We start from the raw sequence: 19,479 nt of genomic DNA, 5'->3' as shown, positions 1-19,479 counted from the left end.
CCGGGGTGGCTCGGCGGGGCGGGCGTGGCGGCGGAGCGGGGTCCTGGGCGAGGGCGGGCGCGGCGAGAAGGACGAGCAGGGCCAGGGGCCAGCGACGCATGAAACCTCCGGAGGGAAGCGCGGCAGCGTAGCAGAGGACGCCGGGCCGGGGGCCCCGAGCAAGCGGGCGTCGGACGGTCTCTTCGGATGGCACAACGCACCGCGTGCATGTGGGGGCGGACGTTGGTATGGGGGGCGCCCGATGCCAAAGCGCACTGATATCCGGAAGGTTCTCGTGATTGGCTCGGGCCCGATTGTCATCGGGCAGGCCGTCGAGTTCGACTACTCAGGCACCCAGGCGATCAAGGCGCTTCGGGACGAGGGCGTGGAGGTGGTGCTGCTCAACAGCAACCCCGCCACGGTGATGACGGACCCAGAGTTCGCGCACCGCACCTACATCGAGCCCATCACCGTGGAGGCGGCGGAGAAGATTCTGGCCGCCGAGCGCCCGGACTCCCTCCTGCCCACCATGGGCGGGCAGACGGCGCTCAACCTGGCCAAGGCGCTCGCGGAGCGGGGCATCCTGGAGAAGTACGGGGTGCGGCTCATCGGGGCGTCGCTGGAGGCCATCAACAAGGCCGAGGACCGCCAGCTCTTCAAGGCGGCCATGCAGAAGATCGGCGTGTCGCTGCCCAAGAGCGGCTACGCCACGACGCTCACGGACGCCATGGCGCTGGTGGAGGAGATCGGCTTCCCGGCCATCATCCGCCCCTCCTTCACGCTGGGCGGCACGGGCGGCGGCATCGCGTACAACCGCGAGGAGTTCGAGGCCATCTGCCGCTCGGGCCTCAAGGCGAGCCCCACCTCCACCATCCTCGTGGAGGAGAGCGTGCTCGGCTGGAAGGAGTACGAGCTGGAGGTGGTCCGCGACTCCGCGGACAACGTCATCATCATCTGCTCCATCGAGAACCTGGACCCGATGGGCGTGCACACCGGTGACTCCATCACCGTGGCGCCCGCGCAGACGCTGACGGACCGCGAGTACCAGCGCATGCGGCAGGCGTCGCTGGCCATCATCCGCGAGATTGGCGTCGACACGGGCGGCTCCAACATCCAGTTCGGCATCCACCCGCGCGACGGCCGCATGGTCGTCATCGAGATGAACCCGCGCGTGTCGCGCTCCAGCGCGCTGGCGTCCAAGGCGACGGGCTACCCCATCGCGAAGGTCGCCGCGAAGCTGGCGCTGGGCTACACGCTGGACGAGCTGCGCAACGACATCACCCGCGACACGCCGGCCTCCTTCGAGCCGACGCTGGACTACGTGGTGGTGAAGGTGCCGCGCTTCAACTTCGAGAAGTTCCCCAAGGCGGACCGCACGCTGACGACGAGCATGCGCTCGGTGGGTGAGGTCATGGCCATTGGCCGCACCTTCCCCGAGGCGTACATGAAGGCGCTGCGCTCCATGGAGCTGGGGCGCGTGGGCCTGGAGTCGCCGGAGCTGCCCACGGAGAAGGAGGAGCGCGAGAAGGTCCTCCACGAGGGGCTGCGCGTGCCCCGCCCGGAGCGCCCGTGGTTCGTGGCGCAGGCGTTCCGCGAGGGCATGACGGTGGAGCAGGTGCACCAGCTCTCCGCCATCGACCCGTGGTTCCTGCGGCACATCGAGGCGCTGGTGCACGAGGCGCAGTCGCTGGCGGACATCGGCCGCCTGGACCACCTGCCGGACGACGTCTTGCGTCAGGCGAAGGCGCACGGCTTCTCCGACAAGTACCTGGGCAACCTGATGGGCTACCCGGAGGCGGAGGTGCGGGCGCACCGGCACTCGCGCGGCATCCGTCCGGTGTTCAAGCGGGTGGACACCTGCGCCGCGGAGTTCGAGGCGTACACGCCCTACCTGTACTCCACCTACGAGGAGGAGGACGAGGCGCCCCCCACGGACCGGCAGAAGGTGCTGATTCTTGGCAGCGGCCCCATCCGCATCGGCCAGGGCATCGAGTTCGACTACGCGTGCGTGCACGCGGCCTTCGCGCTGCGCGAGGCCGGGTACGAGACGGTGATGGTCAACTGCAACCCGGAGACGGTGTCCACGGACTACGACACGTCCGACCGCCTCTACTTCGAGCCGCTGACCATCGAAGACGTGCTGGAGGTGTCCCAGCGCGAGAAGCCGGTGGGCGCCATCGTGCAGTTCGGCGGGCAGACGCCGCTGCGCCTGAGCGTGCCGCTGGAGCAGGCGGGGCTGCCGATTCTTGGCACGTCGCCGGACGCCATCGACCGGGCGGAGGACCGCGAGAAGTTCTCCAAGCTGATCGAGAAGCTGGGCCTGAAGCAGCCGGAGAACGGCGTCGCGCGCAGCCACGCGGAGGCCTTCAAGGTGGCCGAGCGCATCGGCTATCCGGTGATGGTGCGCCCGTCGTACGTGCTGGGCGGGCGGGCGATGGAGACGGTCTACGACGCGGCCAGCCTGGAGCGCTACATGCGCGAGGCGGTGAGCGCGTCGCCGGAGCACCCGGTGCTCATCGACCGCTTCCTGAAGGACGCCATCGAGGTGGACCTGGACCTGGTGGCGGACCGCACGGGGCAGGTGCTGATTGGCGGCGTGCTGGAGCACATCCAGGAGGCGGGCGTGCACTCGGGTGACGCGGCCGCGACGCTGCCGCCGCACTCGCTGTCGCCGGACCTGGTGGAGCGGATGAAGGACCAGGCCATCGCCATGGCGCGCGAGCTGGGCGTGGTGGGCCTGATGAACGTGCAGTTCGCCATCCAGGGGAAGAACATCTACGTCCTGGAGGTGAACCCGCGCGCCAGCCGCACGGTGCCGTTCATCTCCAAGGCGACGGGCATGCCCATGGCGAAGATCGCCGCGCTCTGCATGGTGGGCAAGACGCTGAAGGAGCTGGGCCGCACGGAGGAGCCGGAGTTCCGGCACGTGGCGGTGAAGGAGAGCGTCTTCCCGTTCGCGCGCTTCGCCGGGGTGGACGTGATTCTGGGCCCGGAGATGAAGTCCACGGGCGAGGTGATGGGCCTGGCGGAGGACTACGCGTCCGCGTTCGCGAAGAGCCAGCTGGCGGCGGGCGTGAAGCTGCCCAAGACGGGCCGGGTGTTCATCTCCGTGAAGGACGAGGACAAGCCGGCGGTGGTGGACCTGGCCCGGCGCCTGCGGTCGCTGGGCTTCAGCCTGACGGCGACGGCGGGCACGCACGACTACCTGCTGACGAAGGGCATCGAGTCGCAGCGGGTGCAGAAGGTGAAGGAGGGCCGGCCGAACATCGTCGACAAGATCGTCGACGGGGAGATCGTCCTGGTCATCAACACCACCTTCGGCAAGCAGGAGATCGCGGACAGCTTCTCCATCCGCCGTGAGGCGTTGATGCACTCGGTGCCGTACTACACGACGGTGCAGGCGGCGCGCATGGCGGTGGGCGCGCTGGAGTCGCTGAAGCGCTCGGACCTCGCGGTGAAGCCGCTGCAGGCGTACCTGTACGGCGAAGGCGGCGTGCCTCCGGCGCGGAAGTAAGGGCTTCACTCTCAATCTGTCTCCTGGATGCACGCTCAGCGCATCCAGGAGACGGTGTCGTTCTGCACCTCGACAGGCCTGGGTTTGCAAAACCTTTGAACCCTGGTACTGGTCTGATCCCGCAGTTGCTGTAGCTCCCCTTCATTCGAGTCGACCCCGAGGCCCGATTCCTCTCAGGAGGGGTCTGCCTTCAGGGCTTCTTGCTTCAACGGCCATGAAGGGCCGCCCCGGATTCACAGGGGCTCCTTTCCACACATTCGAAAAACACAGGCGCGCGCGTCCCTGGACGTGAGCGTCATGAGGAGACGTGCGCGTGATGAACGTCCGATGGATGGTTTTATGTCTTTTTGCTTGGGAGCTGGCGTGTACGCCTCCGGGGGAGTCCACGCAGGCACCGCCGCCTCAAGCCGTACCTGAAGGTCGCGTCGTCACGGAATGGCGGCCCAAGGCTCAAAGCCTGGAGGCGCCCAAGCGTGAAGTAGGCGAGTCCTGCGTCGACGGAGGCGACAGCGCCTGTCTGAGCGGCCGCTGCGTGCACGCGCCCGGAGCCGGTCTGGGACAGGGCTACTTCTGCACCCGATCCTGTACACAGACAACGGAATGCCCGGCGGACTGGCCCTGCGTGATTCTGGATCAGAACACGCGAGAGGGATTGTGTCAGCCCCGTTTGGCCGCAGTGCCGGCGAAGGACGAGCGCAATGAGTGAGTTTCGAGAGGGAAGCAACGTGGAAGCCAGCGGGAACTCCAATGTGGACGCAGGAACCGTTATGAAAAAGAGATGGGGCAGTAGGGCCGCCCGGGGCCTGATGGCCGGTGGCATTGTGCTGGTGGGGCTCGGAGTCGCCTGGGCGGCCGAGACGCTCAACGAGGCGGAAGTGCAGCAACGCGTGGACCAGGCGCCGCTCAGCCCTGCGCCGCCCCTGGGAGGACCCAGCAGTGCGGGTGTTTCCGCCGCCGCGCCCGTGCCCGTGGGCTCGCTGCGTCCCACTTACTCGGAGACAGACTTCAGCCTGTCCTCGGCGATTGGCGACTTTGCCTTCACCCGCACCTTCACCGCGTCGACGCAGGCGAATACACTGGGAATTCCGGAGAAGCGGATGCTCACGCCCTTCGGACGCGTGATGGGTTCGAGCGGAACGAACAGTGCCTACCGTTGGACACACAATCTGTATAGCTATGTCCTGACTGGGGTGGATAGGGTCAAGGACCCTTCGGGGACAGATGTCTTTGAAACCCCTTTCTGCACGGTGGTTGCTCCGTCAGGAGGCACCCTCCGCTTCAATTACTGCGGAATGGATCAACAGGGTGCATTCGCGACGTCGATGCACGATCAGCACGTCAAGCTGCGCTGGGACAGTGGCGGCTTCACGCTCATCAGCCCCGAGGGCCGTTTTCGCTACACGCAGGCGGTCCTTGTGGGAGGACTGACGCAACCGGCTCTTCCTCACACGCGATGGAATGATGCCTACTTCCTGACGGCGATTGAGCCAACCTCCTACGGTACAAGCACTGCCGTGGGAAATCCCGGACGGCGCCTCATCGCATCCCTTCAGTACCACACAGCGATGCCCGCGGGTTGCACGGCACCCTCCACGACCTATGGGAAGCCCACCGAGATGGTCCAGTACGCCAATCTGGCCAATGGCTCCCGGCTGGCATTCTCATACGCCAGCCTTCCAACGCAGGACACAACCCTGGCTTTCACGCACGAGTGCGTCCTCTCCAAGGTCGATCTTGAGGAGGGCACCTCGGGTACAGGATTGGGTACGCGCAATGTCGTGACGTACGACTACGCGATGCACGATCTCAACGGGCAGATCGTTTCGAGCCCCGCCGGCATGCTGGGTGGCGCACGCTACTTCGTGGGCGCTTCCCAGAACGTACCCGCGGGTGCTGAAGCCCCAGTCCCGATGCAGATGACATATACCTGGGCGGACCAGGGCACCGCGGTTGGGACGGTACGGTGGAAGGTGTTTCGCGACGGAGTACTCGTCACAAGCAAGCTCCTTCACCGGCAAATGCACTACGTTCTTGAGGACGAGAATGCTTGGACGAAGCAGACGGTCACGGCCGAAGTCCATGGGATGGGGGCTTGGTGCGGCCCTGGGAAGCTGAGCGGAAACTGCGCGAATGCGCAGAAGCAGAGCTTCATAGAAAGTGTCAGCGCTGGCGATGGCTTCCAGCAGTCGCAGACCAGTCTGGTGCGCGCGTTTGTTGCCAGTAATTCGTGGACCCACGCTGTCACCACGACAGGGGCCGAAATCAAGTGTGGTTCGGATGGCGTCAATAATGATTCGCATTGCAAGGGCGTGGGCATCAGTCTGACGCCACAGCATACGCGTTCCTGGGCCGACGAATACCTCTCGGCGGTCGAACCTGCAGAGCGCTGGACTGGAATGGCCAAGAGCCAGAGTGACGCGCGCGGCAGTTACTCTGCTTACACCAACGAGATCGCGACAAATGGAAATAGCAGTCGGTCGCAGCTTCCTTATGACGTATATGGCTCCTTCCTGCCCCCGGCAGAGATGCGGAGGGCGGATTTCGGAGCCGTGGACGCAACGGGCAATGGCGCGTTGCTCACAAAGTCGTACACCTATGAGTATGGCCGCGCCGGCACCTATCCTGGCTATGAGCAACAGTTGAAGTCGGAGACAGGGACCTCCGCCATGGCCAGTCGTGCGGGTGCTGGTGCACAAGCGACGTGGACGTACCAGTACGAACCCACGACGAACCAGCTGATGGCCAAGGTGCGCAGCGGCTACACCTGGGACTTCACGACCAGCTTTGGCGCACCCACGCTGAAGCACCTCGCGACCTTCTACCGCACGTATCGCCTGTGCAAAGGCGAGACCCCGGCCGACGCGGATCCGCAAGCGCGCACCGTGGAGATTGAAGGGCCGTGCTGGGTGTCGAGCCCGACAGCAACGACATGCAGCGGTCCGGCGCCGGTCACGCACTACTTCTACGGTGCGTCGGGTGCATCCAATGGCCAGCAGCAGCACCTGATCCGCAAGCGCGTGTTCACGCAGTTCGTCAGCGCTCCGCAATGCAACACGGCGCCGTATCTTGACACGACCTACGATGCCTACGACGACCAGGGCCGGTTGCTCCAGACCACGGCCCCGGCCGGCGTCCAGACCCAATATGCATATGCGTCGGGGAAGCTGGTCCGCAAGACCGTGAAGGCAGCTCTCCTGGCGGACCTTGTCACGGATTATGGCTATGGCAATGGCCTGCACGGCGACTACATCCGGCATCCGGATGGTCGCTACGAAGTGCAGTGCTACCGGACGGGAACGGGAAGTGCTGGCTGCACAGGCGGAACGCTGACGGACAAGCTGCAGTGGAAGGCGACGTCCGCGTCAGCCAGCGGGGCGAACTACAGCGAGCGCGTGAACTACTTCTACCGCTCGGGCCGTCTCATCAAGGAGGAGACGCTGGCCGCGGGAGGTGTCCTCCGAGCGCGGCGGACCTATGACTCGGACCCCTTGGGGCGGCCGACCTTCCAGGGCTTTGGTGAGGAATGGGGGGAGGGGGCCAGCTGGAACTCCACTTATTCGTCCACGAAGCTCTTCGACGCCGAGAACAACCCTATTCGCGAAGGGCTCCCGTATCTCGCCAACTACGGCCGTCCGCCTGCATTCTGCGGTGGCTTCAACACGACGAGCGGAGCGCTGACTGCGCTGCCGCCCGAGTGCCGTGCGTTCGAATACGACCGTCTCAATCGGTTGGTGTCGATGTTGGAGGCAGCCGGTCCGGCGGGTGGGCAGGCGGCAACGGCGACCCATATTGCCTATGACGAAGCCGGCAACGTCCGCAGCATCAAGCAGGGCTGTGCGGCGGGTACCACGCTGAATAGCTGTGCCAATCAGCCGGCCATCGAGTATCTCCATGACGACTTCGGCAACCTCCTGGAGGTGAAGGCACCGTGGGGCGCCGCCGCCACGCCGGGCCAGACGCCCTCGGCGGGGCCCAGTGTCATCCAGTTTGCTTACGACACCCTGGGAAGTCCCATCGTCAAGCAAACTTCCAGCATGGCACAGACGGCGAGCTGGACGGCCTATCAATATGACGCCATTGGCCGGCCCCTCTGGGCTGACGCCCGGCAGGGCACGCAATCCGAGCGTCTCTACCAATATTGGTACGCGGGACAGGTCCCTGGCGTTCCCACGAATTGTCCTGTGGCCTTCCCTGGCCAGCAACACGTCATGGTGGATTCCTTCGGTGCGACCTGGTTCGAGTACGACGCCATGGGGAGGGTTTCGGCGAAGTACCGCGTCCGAGGTGCTCAGGCGCAACCCCCATCCCAGGGATGCAATACGTCCCCTTACTTCTCGGGGAAAGACAGCCCGAACCACTTCTTCTTCTACGACTCAGCGGGACGGCTGGTTAGTGAAATCTACCCCTATGGTCGAGCAATTGAGTACCGGTACTACGCCGCCAATACGGGAATGCCTCACCGCGTGAGCGATATCTATGTGGCTCATTTGTACCCCAACGGCGCTTCAGGCCATGACCCCTTAATCACGGCGGTGGAATGGGAGCCCTATGGCGGGCTGAAGGCATATCGTGTCCACTCGCGTGGTGAGTCGGAGGTGCCCGTTTCTGCCCAGGTTCGCTATCACCAGGGCGGCTCCAATACTGGAGTCGCGGACTGCTCTGCGGCATCCTTCTCGCAAGCAGTTGACTCTGTCGGCGTTCCTTTCGGGCGGCTTTCGGGGCTGAGCGTGACACGCGTGGCGTTGGGAGACGTCTTCAAGCGGACCTACCGCTACCGTGCGGATCAGTTGCTCGACGAGGACACATGCATTCTCCAGACGTCGAGCACTGTCAAGCCCAGTACGCAATACTATGGGTCGGAGTCGGGAGCGTCTGGTTTTGATGCACGGCTCCAGTTGCGTAACGTTACCAGTTGGCCTAGCGACAGTCCCTGGGCAGACAATTCTATTTCCTATTCATATGACGCACGTGGCAACAGGACGAGCGAGACCTGGAACGGTTCGTCGGTGCAGTCCGAGTACACGAGCGCATTTCCCCGGGTGGACCAGATCGTCACCCGGAAGCACTCGGCTCCCGCGTGCCCGGCCGGGCAGGTGGGTTGCTTGCCTTACAGCATCACGACCCGCTACCTGCATGACATGGCAGGCCGCATGAGCAATGCGTCCTGGTATCTCAGCCAGACGGCACCCCAGCCATACTACGCGCTGACGCTCAATGCGACCACCACGTCCCCGGTGGACCTTGGGGCGGTCTACCGGCAGGTGACCAGCACGCAACTGGGGGGCTCGGGCGTCAACTACGAGTACTTCTATGACGCGGCGGGCCGGCGACGCCTGAAGCGCAGCTGGGATGGCCGGGAGGACGAGTACTTCTACTCGGGGACCCAGTTGCTGGTGGACGTCGGGCATGTTGCGTCCAGCCCGAGTACGACGGACTACGTGTTGGATGAGTATGTATGGCTGGACGGTCGGCCGGTGGCGCTCATTAAGTCGCGCTTCACGCACTCGCCATTCCTGCGGGTCGCGGACAACACGGCGGATTGCTCACGCTTCGGACTGGAGTCCGATGTCCCCTGCGGGACGTACTTCCCGGTGACGGACGGGCTTGGGAAGCCGGTCCTGCTGCTGGACTCGAAGGGGCGAATCAGTGGGACGGGGGATTACGAGCCGTTTGGCCACGTCAACCGCGTTGCTCAGTATGCCGCGGCTCAGGATGCCATTCCTTCCATGGCGACGCTCCGCGTGCCGTCGAATCCGGCATTGGTGACCCAGGCCCGGGCCCGATTCGAATGGGTTTCGGCAAGTGGCCAGGAGGGAGTCTATCTTTCTGACTCCCAGAGTACTCCCTTGCAGGGTGCCAACAGCACGGATGGCCAGCTTGTGGCAGTGACCATGGGTAAAGCGCTTACGCCGGGGTGGGTGAACACACCGGCTGATGGCTACTTCTACGTGGTCATGGGGCTCGACAATGATGCACAGACCCACGTCACGGCTCATCTTGGTGGCTTCGAATACCGCCGATTTGAGCCTACTACGAAGCCGGTGTGGCTGCCCTTGCGCTTGCCTGGCCAGTACTACGACCCGGAGACGGACCTGTTTGAGAACTGGAACCGCTATTACGACGCAGCGCTTGGACGCTATCTTGCGCCAGAAGGGCTGCTTTCGGAGCCAGCGATGGCCATTGCGACGGTGGTGTCCGGGAGCCCTCTGCTTACCTACAGCTACGCCGCGAATAATCCGGTGGCAAATTCGGATCCAACAGGCCTGATTGCAGAGGGGGTCGCTGGGGAGGAGGCCCTATTGGACTGCCTAGCCGATGAACGAATGTGTTCTCAGGAGAATATTGATGAGAATGCCGCAGCATATCGCCAGAACTCGATCGACGCATTGCAGATGCTGGCGACGTTGACTGCAGGTGCCCTCATTCAGGTTCCAACCGCCGTTGCGGTGGCTGCGGATATTCTGCTCAACCCGGCTGAAACGGACGCAAGCGATGGCTCCGTTCGCACGACTCCGCCCACCCTGCCTGAAGGGACAATTGTTAATCAGGACGGGGTGAAGATCACCCATAACTACGGTGCTGATGCCGCAAGCCATGGTGGCCCAATGGAGCATGGCCCTGCGCATGCGCATGTAACGGGGTCGGGGACGGAGACGCGAATCGGGCCCCAGGGGTTCCCGCTGAAAGGCGATCCCAAGATGACCAAGGCGCAACAGGCCGTCTATAATGCGAACAAGAATGTTGTTCGCAGCTCACTTAACAAGATCGGACGCTGGTTGGATTTCAAGAAATTTAAGAGATGATGAGATGTTCCTTGGTCATTGGATGAGGAGGATGGCGATGCGAATCGAAGAGTTTTCCAGAAAACTGGAGCGCGACGTCTCTCTTCGGGATGGAGGGCTGATGCTGGGCGCGCCCGTGGCAGAGGATGTTCTGCTGAGTAGCGAGCGACATCTTGGTGTTGAGTTTCCTGCGGGGGTGCGCCTCTTTTACAGGGCGCACAATGGTCTCAGCGTGTCGACCCCAGCCTTGGAAATCCATCCGGTTGAGAAACTGGAAAGGCGTGGTGAGCTTGTTCGCTTTGCTCGGTTCAGTGAGGGTATTGAGGTTGCTTTTCGTGTGGATGTGAGAAATGAGGCCAATGAGTGGACGATTGTCAATGCGGAGACCGGGTTTGTCGTGACGCTGACCATGGCGAGCTTTTGGTCCAATAAGGTCTTCGCGTGGCTGGAGCGTGGCCGCCGAATCTGGGCACCAGAGACGCATTGAGCTGTTGTTTAACTTGCCCTCCCGTTGATTGGCAGCTCCACGAGGAACGTCGCACCCTGCCCGGGTTGACTGACCGCGCGCAGGGTGCCGTGGTGGGCCTCCACAATCTGCCTTGTGATGAAGAGGCCCAACCCCAGACCTCCGTAATGACGTGTCGACACGGCGCGGGTGAACTTCTCGAAGATGGCCTGGAGGCTCCCCTGCGCGATGCCGATGCCTTCGTCCCTCACGCTCAACCTTGCCCGGTCCCGGTCACGCTCGACCTTCAGCGTCACCGGGCGCCCGGCGCCGTACTTCAGCGCGTTGGACAAGAGGCTGCTCACCACCTGCTCCAACCGGTGGCGGTCCCAGTGGCCCACCGCTCCGGGGGCCGCATCCACGATGAGCTCGCAGCCCGCCTTCTCCGCCTGCGCCTTGAAGCGCTCCACCTCCTCGCGCACCACGTCCGCCAGGTCCACGTCCTCCAGCCGCAGCGGCGCGGCGGGGCCTGTGAGCTGCGTCACCTCCAGCAGGTCGTTGATGAGCGTGGTCATCTTCCGGACCTGCCCGGAGATGGTCTCCGCCGTCCTCAAGACGCGCTCCCGCAGCGCCTCCAGCGTCTGGGCCGCCTGCGCGTCCTTCACCAGTGACTGGAGCTTGAGCTGCAAGGGCGTCAGCGGCGTCTTCAGCTCGTGCGACGCCACCGTCAGGAACTCGTCCCTGAGAGACACCGCGTGCTGGAGCTGGGCCTGGGTCTTGCGCAGCTCGGTGACGTCCTGGAGCCCCAGGAGGACCGACGCGGGATGGCCATGCTGGGCGGGCAGGGGGGCCGCCTCCACCAGCAGCGAGTAGTGCCCGGTGGGCGTGTGCCAGACGACCGGCTCCCCGTGCACGGACGCGCCCTTCGCCGCCCGGACGCCGGGGATCTCATCCATGCTCATCTTCCGGCCCGCTTTGTCCGTGAAGCGGTGCTCGCCCGAGTACGTCTCCTCCCGCAGGCCCCCAGGGAAGTCGCCGCCGGCCATCCGCCGGGCCACCTGGTTCGCGAAGAGGATCCGGCCCGTCCGGGGCTCCACCAGGATGAGCGCCACCGGCGTCCGGTCCAGCACCGCCTCCAGCCACTGCTGCTGGTTCCTCAGCGACGCGGCCCACTCCTCCAGCTTCCTGCGCGCCTCCACCCGCTCCGTCACGTCGACGGCGAAGGACAGCACGGAGTCCACCTGGCCAGACACGTCACGCAGCGGCTGGCAGACGAGGTCGAAGCGGCGCGTGGACTCCGCCCCCTCGCCCCCGAAGTCGGTGGTGACGGCGACCTCCTTCTCCATCACCGGCTCACCGCTGGTGTAGGCCTTCTCCAGCATCCTGGAGTAGTGCAGGCCCTGGGGATAATCGACGTCCTTGACGGACCTGCCCAGCAGCTCCAGTCCCTGGGACAGCCGCTGGTAGAGGGGGTTCACCAGCGCGAAGACCTGCTCCCTGCCGGTGAGCAGCGCGATGGACGCCGGAGCGCTCGTCAGCACGGCGCGCAGCCTCGCGCGCTCGTTCTCCGCCCGGGCCTCCGCCTGCTTGCGCTCGGTGATGTCCTCCGCCGTGGACACCCATTCACGGATGGCGCCCTTGTCGCCGAACACGGGAACGGCCCGGCCCACCACGTTCCGGTAGCCCCCGGCGTGGAAGCGCAGGCGGAACTCGCCCCGGTAGGACGTCTTCGTGCGCAGGGACTCCACCCAGCCGCGCACCACGCGCTTGCGGTCATCCGGGTGGATGGCGGTGAGCCAGCCCAGCCCCAGGTGCTCCTCGTGCGTCTGGCCCGTGAACGCCCGCCAGCGCGGCGCGGGCTCCACCACCTCGCCCCGGGCGTTGGTGGTCCACACCGGCTGCGCCATGGCCTCCACCAGCGAGCGGTAGCGCTGCTCGCTGGCCCGGAGCGCGTCGTGCGCCCTGCGCTGCTCGGTGACCTCCACGACGATGACGCCGATGCCCAGCAGCACGCCCGCTCCCGTGCGCACCGGGTAGTAGCTGACGAGGAAGTGGCGCTCCACGCCCAGCTCCTTCGGGGTCGTGCCGTGGACCTCCACCGTCTGCGCCGCCCCGCCTTCCAGGATGCGTTGGTACTGGGGCCGGAGCATGGGCCACATCTCCGGGACGATCTCCTGCACCTTGCGGCCCAGGTGGGCGGCGCGGGGGATGCCATTGATGTCCGCCAGGGCGTCGTTGACCTGGACGAAGCGCTGCTCCATGTCCACGACCGCGAGCCCCACGGGCGTGCTGGCCACCAGCGTCTCGAGGAGCAGCCGGGAGTGCGCCTCGGTGATGGACTCGGAGGCCTCCGGGTCGAAGCTTGCGCTGTGACTCTCCACGCGCGCCTCCTCTGACCCCGGCCCTTCCCGGCGAGCTTGGAGGCAGGGCCCCGTGACGCCGCTTCCCACCATGGGAGTGGCCTGACCTGGAGGGTGTGCATCCGCGACGCGCGCGGGCAGCCCGCGCCCACCTGGAGGCGCAGCCACTGATTGGTCGCGCCCCCAGGGACAAGGCCTCACGGCGGCGGGGGGCCGGCTCCTTCCTTGTCGCCTGGGCGGGATTGCCAGGGCCAGCGTCTGTCGATCTCCACCTCCAGCGTGAAGCTGAGGAAGGTCCGGATGAGGACGATGAGCCCCAGGATGAGCACCTGCTCCATCGTGGGCGCCTCCGCGACCGTGCGGATGATGTCCGCCGCGACCAGCAGCTCCAGCCCCAACAGGATGGCGCGGCCCAGGTGGTGGCGCAGCTGCCGGTACGCACCCGCGCGCCCCGGGCCGCGCACGTTCCGGAGGGCGAACGCCACGGAGACCCACGCTCCCAACACCATCACGCCCACACCTGACACTTCGAACAACTGGGCGGCCAGGCCCACGAAGTCCGCGAATGGCATCCGCCGCCCCCCTCCTGGGGAAGATGGTCCTTGGCCCAGTGGACAACCACCCCCTCCCACCTGCCCCGCGGGGCGATACACGTGTTGTGATTGTCACATGACAGTCATGGATTGAAGCGTGTCTGGTATTGACGCCGGTGGAGTTCCTGGTTCATTGTCGCCGCCCTCCGTGTGTCTCACGCGGGGGACAGGCGGTTCTGCGGGGTGCCGGGGGGTGCCGTGACGCAGCAGCTTGAAATCAGACATGACGCTGCCCTGGAGGGTCGTTTCGCGTGATTCGCGAGATCCTCAGCGGACTGCTGTGGCAGGGCCGGATGGCCTTGCGCAGCGGCGACGTGCGCGTCTTCGCCGCGCATGGCTATGTGGATGAGGGCTACCGGCCCTCGCGCGTGCCCTTCTTCTCCGTCGTCGGTCCGCTGGGCCTCTTCCCTGAACCCGAGCGCGAGAACGGCCGCACCGGCGTCGCCACCGTCCGCGTCCCGGGCCACCTCGTCGGCAGGCCTCGCGCGGCGTCGGACAGCGTGCCCCCGGGCGGCGCGCTCAAGCTGCGCCTGGATGGCCGCGCCACCGTCACCCTCACGGGCCTGCCGGGGGGCTCGTTCGCCTCCGCCGCCACCGGCCCCGCGCTCACCGCCGCGCTCAACGCGAAGCTGGCGGAGGCGCTCGCCGGCGGCCTCTTCCAGGAGCCCACGGGCGCGCCGCTCACGGACCCCTTGCTGCTGGAGGCGCTCGCCGCCGTCACCGCGCGCTGGGACGTGGAGGGCGGCCGGCTCGCGCTCAGCTCCGACCCGGGCATCGCCTCCATGGCGTTCCGCTCCAGCGTGGAGGTGCTGCCCGTCACCGGCAGCATCGCGGACCCCCTGGGCCTGGAGCCTCCGGAGCGGGCCCAGGAGGGCAGGGCGTTCCTGCGCAAGCTGCGCGCGCCCAAGGCCATGGCCATCGACGTGCAGGTGGACCTGTGGGCGGGCTCGCAGGTGGACCTGGCGTCCATCATGGACACGGTGGCGCTCAGCATCCCCACGCGCGGGCAGATGGTCCTCCGCCCGTCGCTGCTGGCCGAGGACGTGCCCGACGGCGCCACGACGCTCCGCCTGCTGCCGCGCGGCGAGCCCACCACGCTCATGTCCCTGGCGCACCTGGAGGCCAGCGACCTGGGCCTGGAGCGCGCGCGCGGCGGCCGCGTGGACCTGACGCCGGGCGCGTCCTTCCTGCCCGCCTCCGAGGGCCTGCGCCTGTCCGGGACCGGCACCGCCTCCGTCCTCGTGTCCCCCCTGCCCGCCGTGCCGGATCCGTTCCACGCCGACAATCCGGCCCCGGACGGACTGGCGCTGTCGCTGGGGCTGCGGGTCGCCCCCGGCGCGGTGGCCGCGCAGACGCTGCCGGTGGCCGTCCTGCTGTCGCAGGGGCAGCCCGTGCTGCGGCTCGTTGTCCGCTATGAGCAGGTGGGCACCCGGCTCATGGGCGAGGTGGTGGCCACCGCGACGCTGTCCCAGGGCAGCGGCACGCAGGTCGCGGAGACGCGCTGGCGCCTTCCCGTGGAGCGGCTGGAGGCCGGCGTGGCGCTGCACGCGCGGCTGGAGGCGGGGGCGGGCGTGGTGTGGCTGTCCGCGGACGGGACGCCGCAGCCGCTCCAGGACCCGGAGGCCACGCCCGCGCCGCCCGTCGCCGCGCCCGGCGTCACCGTCGCCGCGAGCGACATGGTGCTCACGCTGGGGGCGCAGACGGGCACGCCGCTGGACTTCACGGTGGACCACCTGCACCTGGTGGCGGAGCCCGTGGGCCCGCTGGATCCGGCGCTGCGCCGCAGCGTCACCGCGGCCCCGCGCCTCAAGGCCGGCGACGTGGTGGTGCTGGGGGAGAGCGAGGACGGCTACCGCGTGGGCAAGCGGCGCTTCCAGGCGCTGGTGCTGGGGCTGGACGGCGACGCGGTGACGCTCAGCAGGCCCGTGGAGGGCGTCTGGGCCCGGGGCCGCACGCTCGTGTTCGAGGAGGAGTGCTTCTTCTTCCAGACCCAGCTGCGCCGCCGCGACGACCTCTTGAACCACCTGTACCGCTGCTGCGTGGACTACCGCGTCTCCGCGCTCATGGACGAGCCGAACGCGCGCACCAGCGCCCGCCTCGTCGAGAAGCCCCAGGTGGACCTCGTCGCGCGCGGGGCCGCGCGCGGCGCCAGCGGCCACCCGGGAACGTCCGTCACCGAAGTCGAGACCGCCAGGCGCGGGACCATCTGAAACCAGGAGGATGAACGTGGCTGAGCGATTGCATCCGGGCGTCTATGTCGAAGAGATCAGTGCCGGTGCGCGCCCCATCGAAGGGGTGGGCACGTCCACGGCGGCGTTCGTCGGACGCACGGCGCGCGGCATCCCGGGCCTGGCCCAGTTCGTCACCGGCTTCGCCGAGTACGAGCGCGCCTTCGGGGGCCACGAGCCCGGGGAGGCGGGGCTCGTCGCGCAGGCGGTGGAGGCCTTCTTCGACTCCGGCGGACGGCGCGCCTACGTCGTGCGCGTGCTGCCCTCCGACGCGGTGGCCGGCGCGTCCGCGCCGCTCGTGTCGCGCGCGGGGGGCGGCCTCAACGCCCTCACGTTCCTGGCGCGGGGCGCGGGCGAGTGGTCCGGCTTCCTCCGCGTCCACGTGAGCGACTCCATCAACTTCCCCAGCGAGGCGTTCCGCGTGGAGGTCGTCTGGACGGAGGCCGGGGCCACGCGCCGCCTGGAGGCGTTCGAGGACGTGCGCATGGACCCGGCCAGCGAGGACTACGTCGCCGACCGCATCAACGACATCTCCCGCTACATCCGCGTGCGCGACGAGTTCCAGCTGAAGCTGGCCTCTCAGCCGCCCGGCGCGGTGCTGGTGCCGGGCGTGCCGCCGAAGCTCAAGGCCGCCGTGCTGTCCGGCACGAAGTACAGCCTCTATGACGGCGGCAAGCTCCAGGTCTCCACCTGGGACGAGGCCCAGCCGGACCTGCCCCGCACGACGCTGGACGTCCCCATCACCCAGGCCCTGGTGACGACCGCGGTGCCGGCCGCCACGTTCGCCAACGGCCGCGCGCAGCTGGACGCCACCCAGCTCAAGACCTTCCTCACCCAGGCCGTCACCGCCGCGGGGCTCACCAACACGCTCGTCATCGGCGGCACGGACTCGCCGGAGATTTCGCTGAAGGTGGCCACCGGGCCCACGCTCACCATCCCCAAGCCCACGGGCGCCACGTACGACCTGGATCCGGAGGACGCCAAGGTCACCGTGGGGCCGCCGGGGGCCACCACGGTGGTGCCCATCCCCATCCTCGCGGCGGACGCGGGGGCGGTGACGCCCGCGGAGCTGAACCACTCGCTGGCGACGGCGCTCGCCGGCAAGGTCGCGTCGGTGGTGACGGACGCGCAGGGCAACACCGTCATCACGGGGCTGGCCACGTCCGCGGGCACGTCCACGCTGTCGCTCTCCGCCACCGGCTTCACCGGCACCGCCGCCGCGGGCACGCCGGGCCTGGGCGCGGAGACCTTCGACGGGCTCCAGCTGTCCATCAGCGAGACGCTCCAGCCCACCGTGCCCACCATGCTCCGGCAGCTGGGCTTCGCGCCGCGCGCCCGGGGCTACTCCGACGACTCGCCCGCGAACCCCGTCGTGCGCCCGGCGGCGGCGGCGAACGTGCGGCTGTTGGGCGGCGACGACGGCACGGGCCTCCTGGACACGTCCGACTTCGCGGGCGACGCGGCGTCGCGCACGGGCCTGCACGCGCTGGACACCGAGGACGTCAACATCGTGGCGCTGCCGGGCAAGAACGAGGTGTCGTTCATCGCCGCCGGCATCGCGTACTGCGACAACCGGGGGGACTGCTTCTTCCTCGCGGACGGCCCCGGCGGCGTGGACAAGGACTTCGCCGTCGTGCCGGATGACGCGAAGCAGTTCGTGGAGGGGCTGCCCTCGCGCTCGAAGAACTCCGCCATGTTCTACCCGTGGATCCGCGTGGCGGATCCGGTGGGCGTGGGCCGCAACCCCACGCGGCTGGTGCCGCCGTCCGGCCACATGGCGGGCCTCTTCGCCCGCACGGACTCCACGCGCGGCGTGTGGAAGGCGCCCGCCGGCATCGAGGCGTCCATCTCCGAGGCGCTGGGCCTCCAGTACCCCGTCATCGACGCGGAGCAGGACCTGCTCAACCCGGTGAGCCTCAACTGCCTGCGCCAGTTCCCCGGCGTGGGGCTGGTGTCGTGGGGGTCGCGCACGCTGTCGCCGGATCCGGAGTGGCGCTACATCCCGGTGCGGCGCACCGCGCTCTTCCTCAAGGAGTCCCTGCGGCGCGGCCTGATGTGGGCGGTGTTCGAGCCCAATGATGAAGAGCTGTGGGGCCGCATCCGCGTCTCCATCGAGTCCTTCATGCTGGGGCTGTTCCGGCAGGGCGCCTTCCAGGGCAGCACGCCCGAGGAGGCCTTCAGCGTCGTCTGCGACCGGAGCACCAACCCGCAGGAGAACGTGGACGCGGGCATCGTCACCGCGCAGGTGGCCTTCGCGCCGCTGAAGCCCGCGGAGTTCGTGGTCATCGAAATCAGCCAGAAGAGCCTGCTGGCGGCCTGATGCCCACGCCCGTCCCCGCCAACGCCCGCAACCCGCTGCGGACCTTCCGCTTCCGGCTCCGGATGAGCACGTCCGCGGCCGGGGAGTACGTGGCGGGGGTGCGCTCCGTGTCCGGCCTGTCCGTCAACGTGGGCGCCTTCGAGGTCTGGGAGGGCGGCAACAACCTGCACCGCTACGCGCAGCCCCACAAGGTGAACTGGGATCCGCTCGTGCTGGAGCAGGGGCTGGCGCTGGACGACACGCTGGAGCGCTGGGCGCGCGCGGTGCTGGAGTTCGCGCGCACCGGCAAGGCGCCCGGCGAGCCGGTGAAGCGCGACCTCTTCATCGACCTGTGGGACGCCTACGCGCACCCCACGGACGTGCCCACGCCCGGGGGCATGGAGGCGCGCATCCGCAGCTTCCACGTGCACAACGCGTGGGTGAGCAAGTTCCACGCCCTGCCCAAGCTGGACGCCATGGCGGGGGAGGTGGCGCTCCTGTCGCTGGAGCTCACCCACGAAGGCTGGGAGCCGGTGCCCCGGCCCGTGCTGTCCAGGCCCTAGGCGGTCATCCCGACGCCCTGACGTCCCATTCGAGGAGTGACGCCATGCCCCGATTCGTCGAATCCACGAAGCGCGACCCGTACCGCAACTTCAACTTCCGCGTGCTGTTCAACAACATCGAGGTGGCCGCGTGCCGCAAAATCAGCGGCCTCACCGGCACCGTGGAGGTGGTGAAGTTCCGCTCCGGCAACAGCCCGTCCTCCGTGGACGAGCTGTCCCCGGGCCGCGTGCACTACGAGCCCTTCACGCTGGAGGCGGGCCTCACCCAGGACACGACGTTCCGGGACTGGGCCCTCCAGCTCATCCGCCACGAGGCCACGCCGGGCTTCCGCGCCGCGGAGCCGGACTACCGGCGCACCGTGGAGATCCTCGTCTACGACCTGGACTTCAACCGCGCGGTGAAGAAGTTCGTGCTGCGCAACGCCTGGGTCTCGAAGTTCACCGCGATGTCGGAGCTGGCCGCGGAGGCGAACGAGATCCTCATCGAGACGGTGGAGATCCAGCACGAGGGCTTCACGCTGGAGGCGGTGACCTGACGTGCTGCTCGAGCCCCCCATCCCGGTGCTGCTGCCGCACGGCCTCTTCGACGAGGACGGCCGCTGCCACCGCCAGGGCGAACTGCGCCCGCTCACCGGCCGCGAGGAGTGGGCGCTGGCCCAGGCCGGCGAGCGTCCCGGCCGCGCGCGGTGAGCGCCGTTGCTGGCGGCGTGCCTGGG

The 19,479-nt window shown here is 67.5% G+C and carries 10 protein-coding genes; 8 read left to right on the top strand and 2 right to left on the bottom strand.

The genetic code is table 11. The annotated features are described in order from the left end of the window. The first annotated feature begins 241 nt into the window (after window positions 1–241). From carB to ACLEQD_RS14145, 3 genes are all read left to right on the top strand, one after another. The gene (carB, locus tag ACLEQD_RS14155) at window positions 242–3,493 is read left to right on the top strand and encodes a carbamoyl-phosphate synthase large subunit (protein ID WP_171417068.1); all 3,252 of its coding nucleotides are present in this window, start codon (window positions 242–244) and stop codon (window positions 3,491–3,493) included. A 698-nt stretch (window positions 3,494–4,191) separates the two neighbouring features. Continuing rightward, window positions 4,192–10,296, top strand: a complete 6,105-nt coding sequence (locus ACLEQD_RS14150) for an RHS repeat-associated core domain-containing protein (protein ID WP_410384377.1) — start codon at window positions 4,192–4,194, stop codon at window positions 10,294–10,296. Between the two features lie 37 nt (window positions 10,297–10,333). After that, on the top strand, window positions 10,334–10,762 hold the full coding sequence (locus ACLEQD_RS14145; protein ID WP_410384375.1) for a hypothetical protein: 429 nt from the start codon (window positions 10,334–10,336) through the stop codon (window positions 10,760–10,762). 8 nt (window positions 10,763–10,770) lie between these two features. On the opposite strand, the gene ACLEQD_RS14140 is transcribed toward ACLEQD_RS14145, so the two are convergent. Both ACLEQD_RS14140 and ACLEQD_RS14135 read right to left on the bottom strand, forming a co-directional pair. Then, the gene (locus ACLEQD_RS14140) at window positions 10,771–13,101 is read right to left on the bottom strand and encodes a PAS domain S-box protein (RefSeq protein ID WP_410384373.1); all 2,331 of its coding nucleotides are present in this window, start codon (window positions 13,099–13,101) and stop codon (window positions 10,771–10,773) included. A 176-nt stretch (window positions 13,102–13,277) separates the two neighbouring features. Beyond that, a complete protein-coding gene (locus ACLEQD_RS14135; protein WP_410384371.1) occupies window positions 13,278–13,652 on the bottom strand; it encodes a DUF1622 domain-containing protein in 375 nt (124 codons plus the stop codon). 272 nt (window positions 13,653–13,924) lie between these two features. Here ACLEQD_RS14135 and ACLEQD_RS14130 point away from each other — a divergent pair, with 272 nt between their 5' ends. From ACLEQD_RS14130 to ACLEQD_RS14110, 5 genes are read left to right on the top strand one after another with little or no spacing between them, the layout of a single operon-like run. Then, window positions 13,925–15,883, top strand: a complete 1,959-nt coding sequence (locus ACLEQD_RS14130) for a hypothetical protein (RefSeq protein WP_410384369.1) — start codon at window positions 13,925–13,927, stop codon at window positions 15,881–15,883. A gap of 16 nt (window positions 15,884–15,899) precedes the next feature. Then, window positions 15,900–18,221 carry a phage tail sheath subtilisin-like domain-containing protein gene (locus tag ACLEQD_RS14125; RefSeq protein WP_410384367.1) on the top strand — a complete coding sequence of 774 codons (2,322 nt, stop codon included), beginning with the start codon at window positions 15,900–15,902 and terminating at the stop codon, window positions 18,219–18,221. Next, window positions 18,221–18,763 (top strand): phage tail protein, encoded by a 543-nt coding sequence (locus ACLEQD_RS14120; protein WP_171417086.1) that lies wholly within the window; start codon window positions 18,221–18,223, stop codon window positions 18,761–18,763. The genes ACLEQD_RS14125 and ACLEQD_RS14120 overlap by 1 nt, the downstream gene beginning before the upstream one ends. A gap of 44 nt (window positions 18,764–18,807) precedes the next feature. Further along, window positions 18,808–19,299 carry a phage tail protein gene (locus ACLEQD_RS14115; RefSeq protein ID WP_171417088.1) on the top strand — a complete coding sequence of 164 codons (492 nt, stop codon included), beginning with the start codon at window positions 18,808–18,810 and terminating at the stop codon, window positions 19,297–19,299. Between the two features lies 1 nt (window position 19,300). After that, the gene (locus ACLEQD_RS14110; protein WP_410384366.1) at window positions 19,301–19,453 is read left to right on the top strand and encodes a hypothetical protein; all 153 of its coding nucleotides are present in this window, start codon (window positions 19,301–19,303) and stop codon (window positions 19,451–19,453) included. Window positions 19,454–19,479: the final 26 nt, after the last annotated feature.

This window comes from Corallococcus sp. 4LFB, assembly GCF_046520365.1.
In the GTDB taxonomy this organism is placed as follows: Bacteria; Myxococcota; Myxococcia; order Myxococcales; family Myxococcaceae; genus Corallococcus; species Corallococcus caeni.
The sequence above is the reverse complement of the archived record's forward strand: the minus strand, read 5'-3'. Positions and strand labels throughout refer to the sequence as shown.

Excerpts from the sequence above, each read along its gene's own strand:
- ACLEQD_RS14145 (WP_410384375.1), top strand. The coding sequence starts at position 10,334 with ATGCGAATCGAAGAGTTTTCCAGAAAACTGGAGCGCGACGTCTCTCTT.
- ACLEQD_RS14115 (WP_171417088.1), top strand. The coding sequence starts at position 18,808 with ATGCCCCGATTCGTCGAATCCACGAAGCGCGACCCGTACCGCAACTTC.
- ACLEQD_RS14135 (WP_410384371.1), bottom strand. The coding sequence starts at position 13,652 with ATGCCATTCGCGGACTTCGTGGGCCTGGCCGCCCAGTTGTTCGAAGTG.
- carB (WP_171417068.1), top strand. The coding sequence starts at position 242 with ATGCCAAAGCGCACTGATATCCGGAAGGTTCTCGTGATTGGCTCGGGC.
- ACLEQD_RS14120 (WP_171417086.1), top strand. The coding sequence starts at position 18,221 with ATGCCCACGCCCGTCCCCGCCAACGCCCGCAACCCGCTGCGGACCTTC.
- ACLEQD_RS14150 (WP_410384377.1), top strand. The coding sequence starts at position 4,192 with ATGAGTGAGTTTCGAGAGGGAAGCAACGTGGAAGCCAGCGGGAACTCC.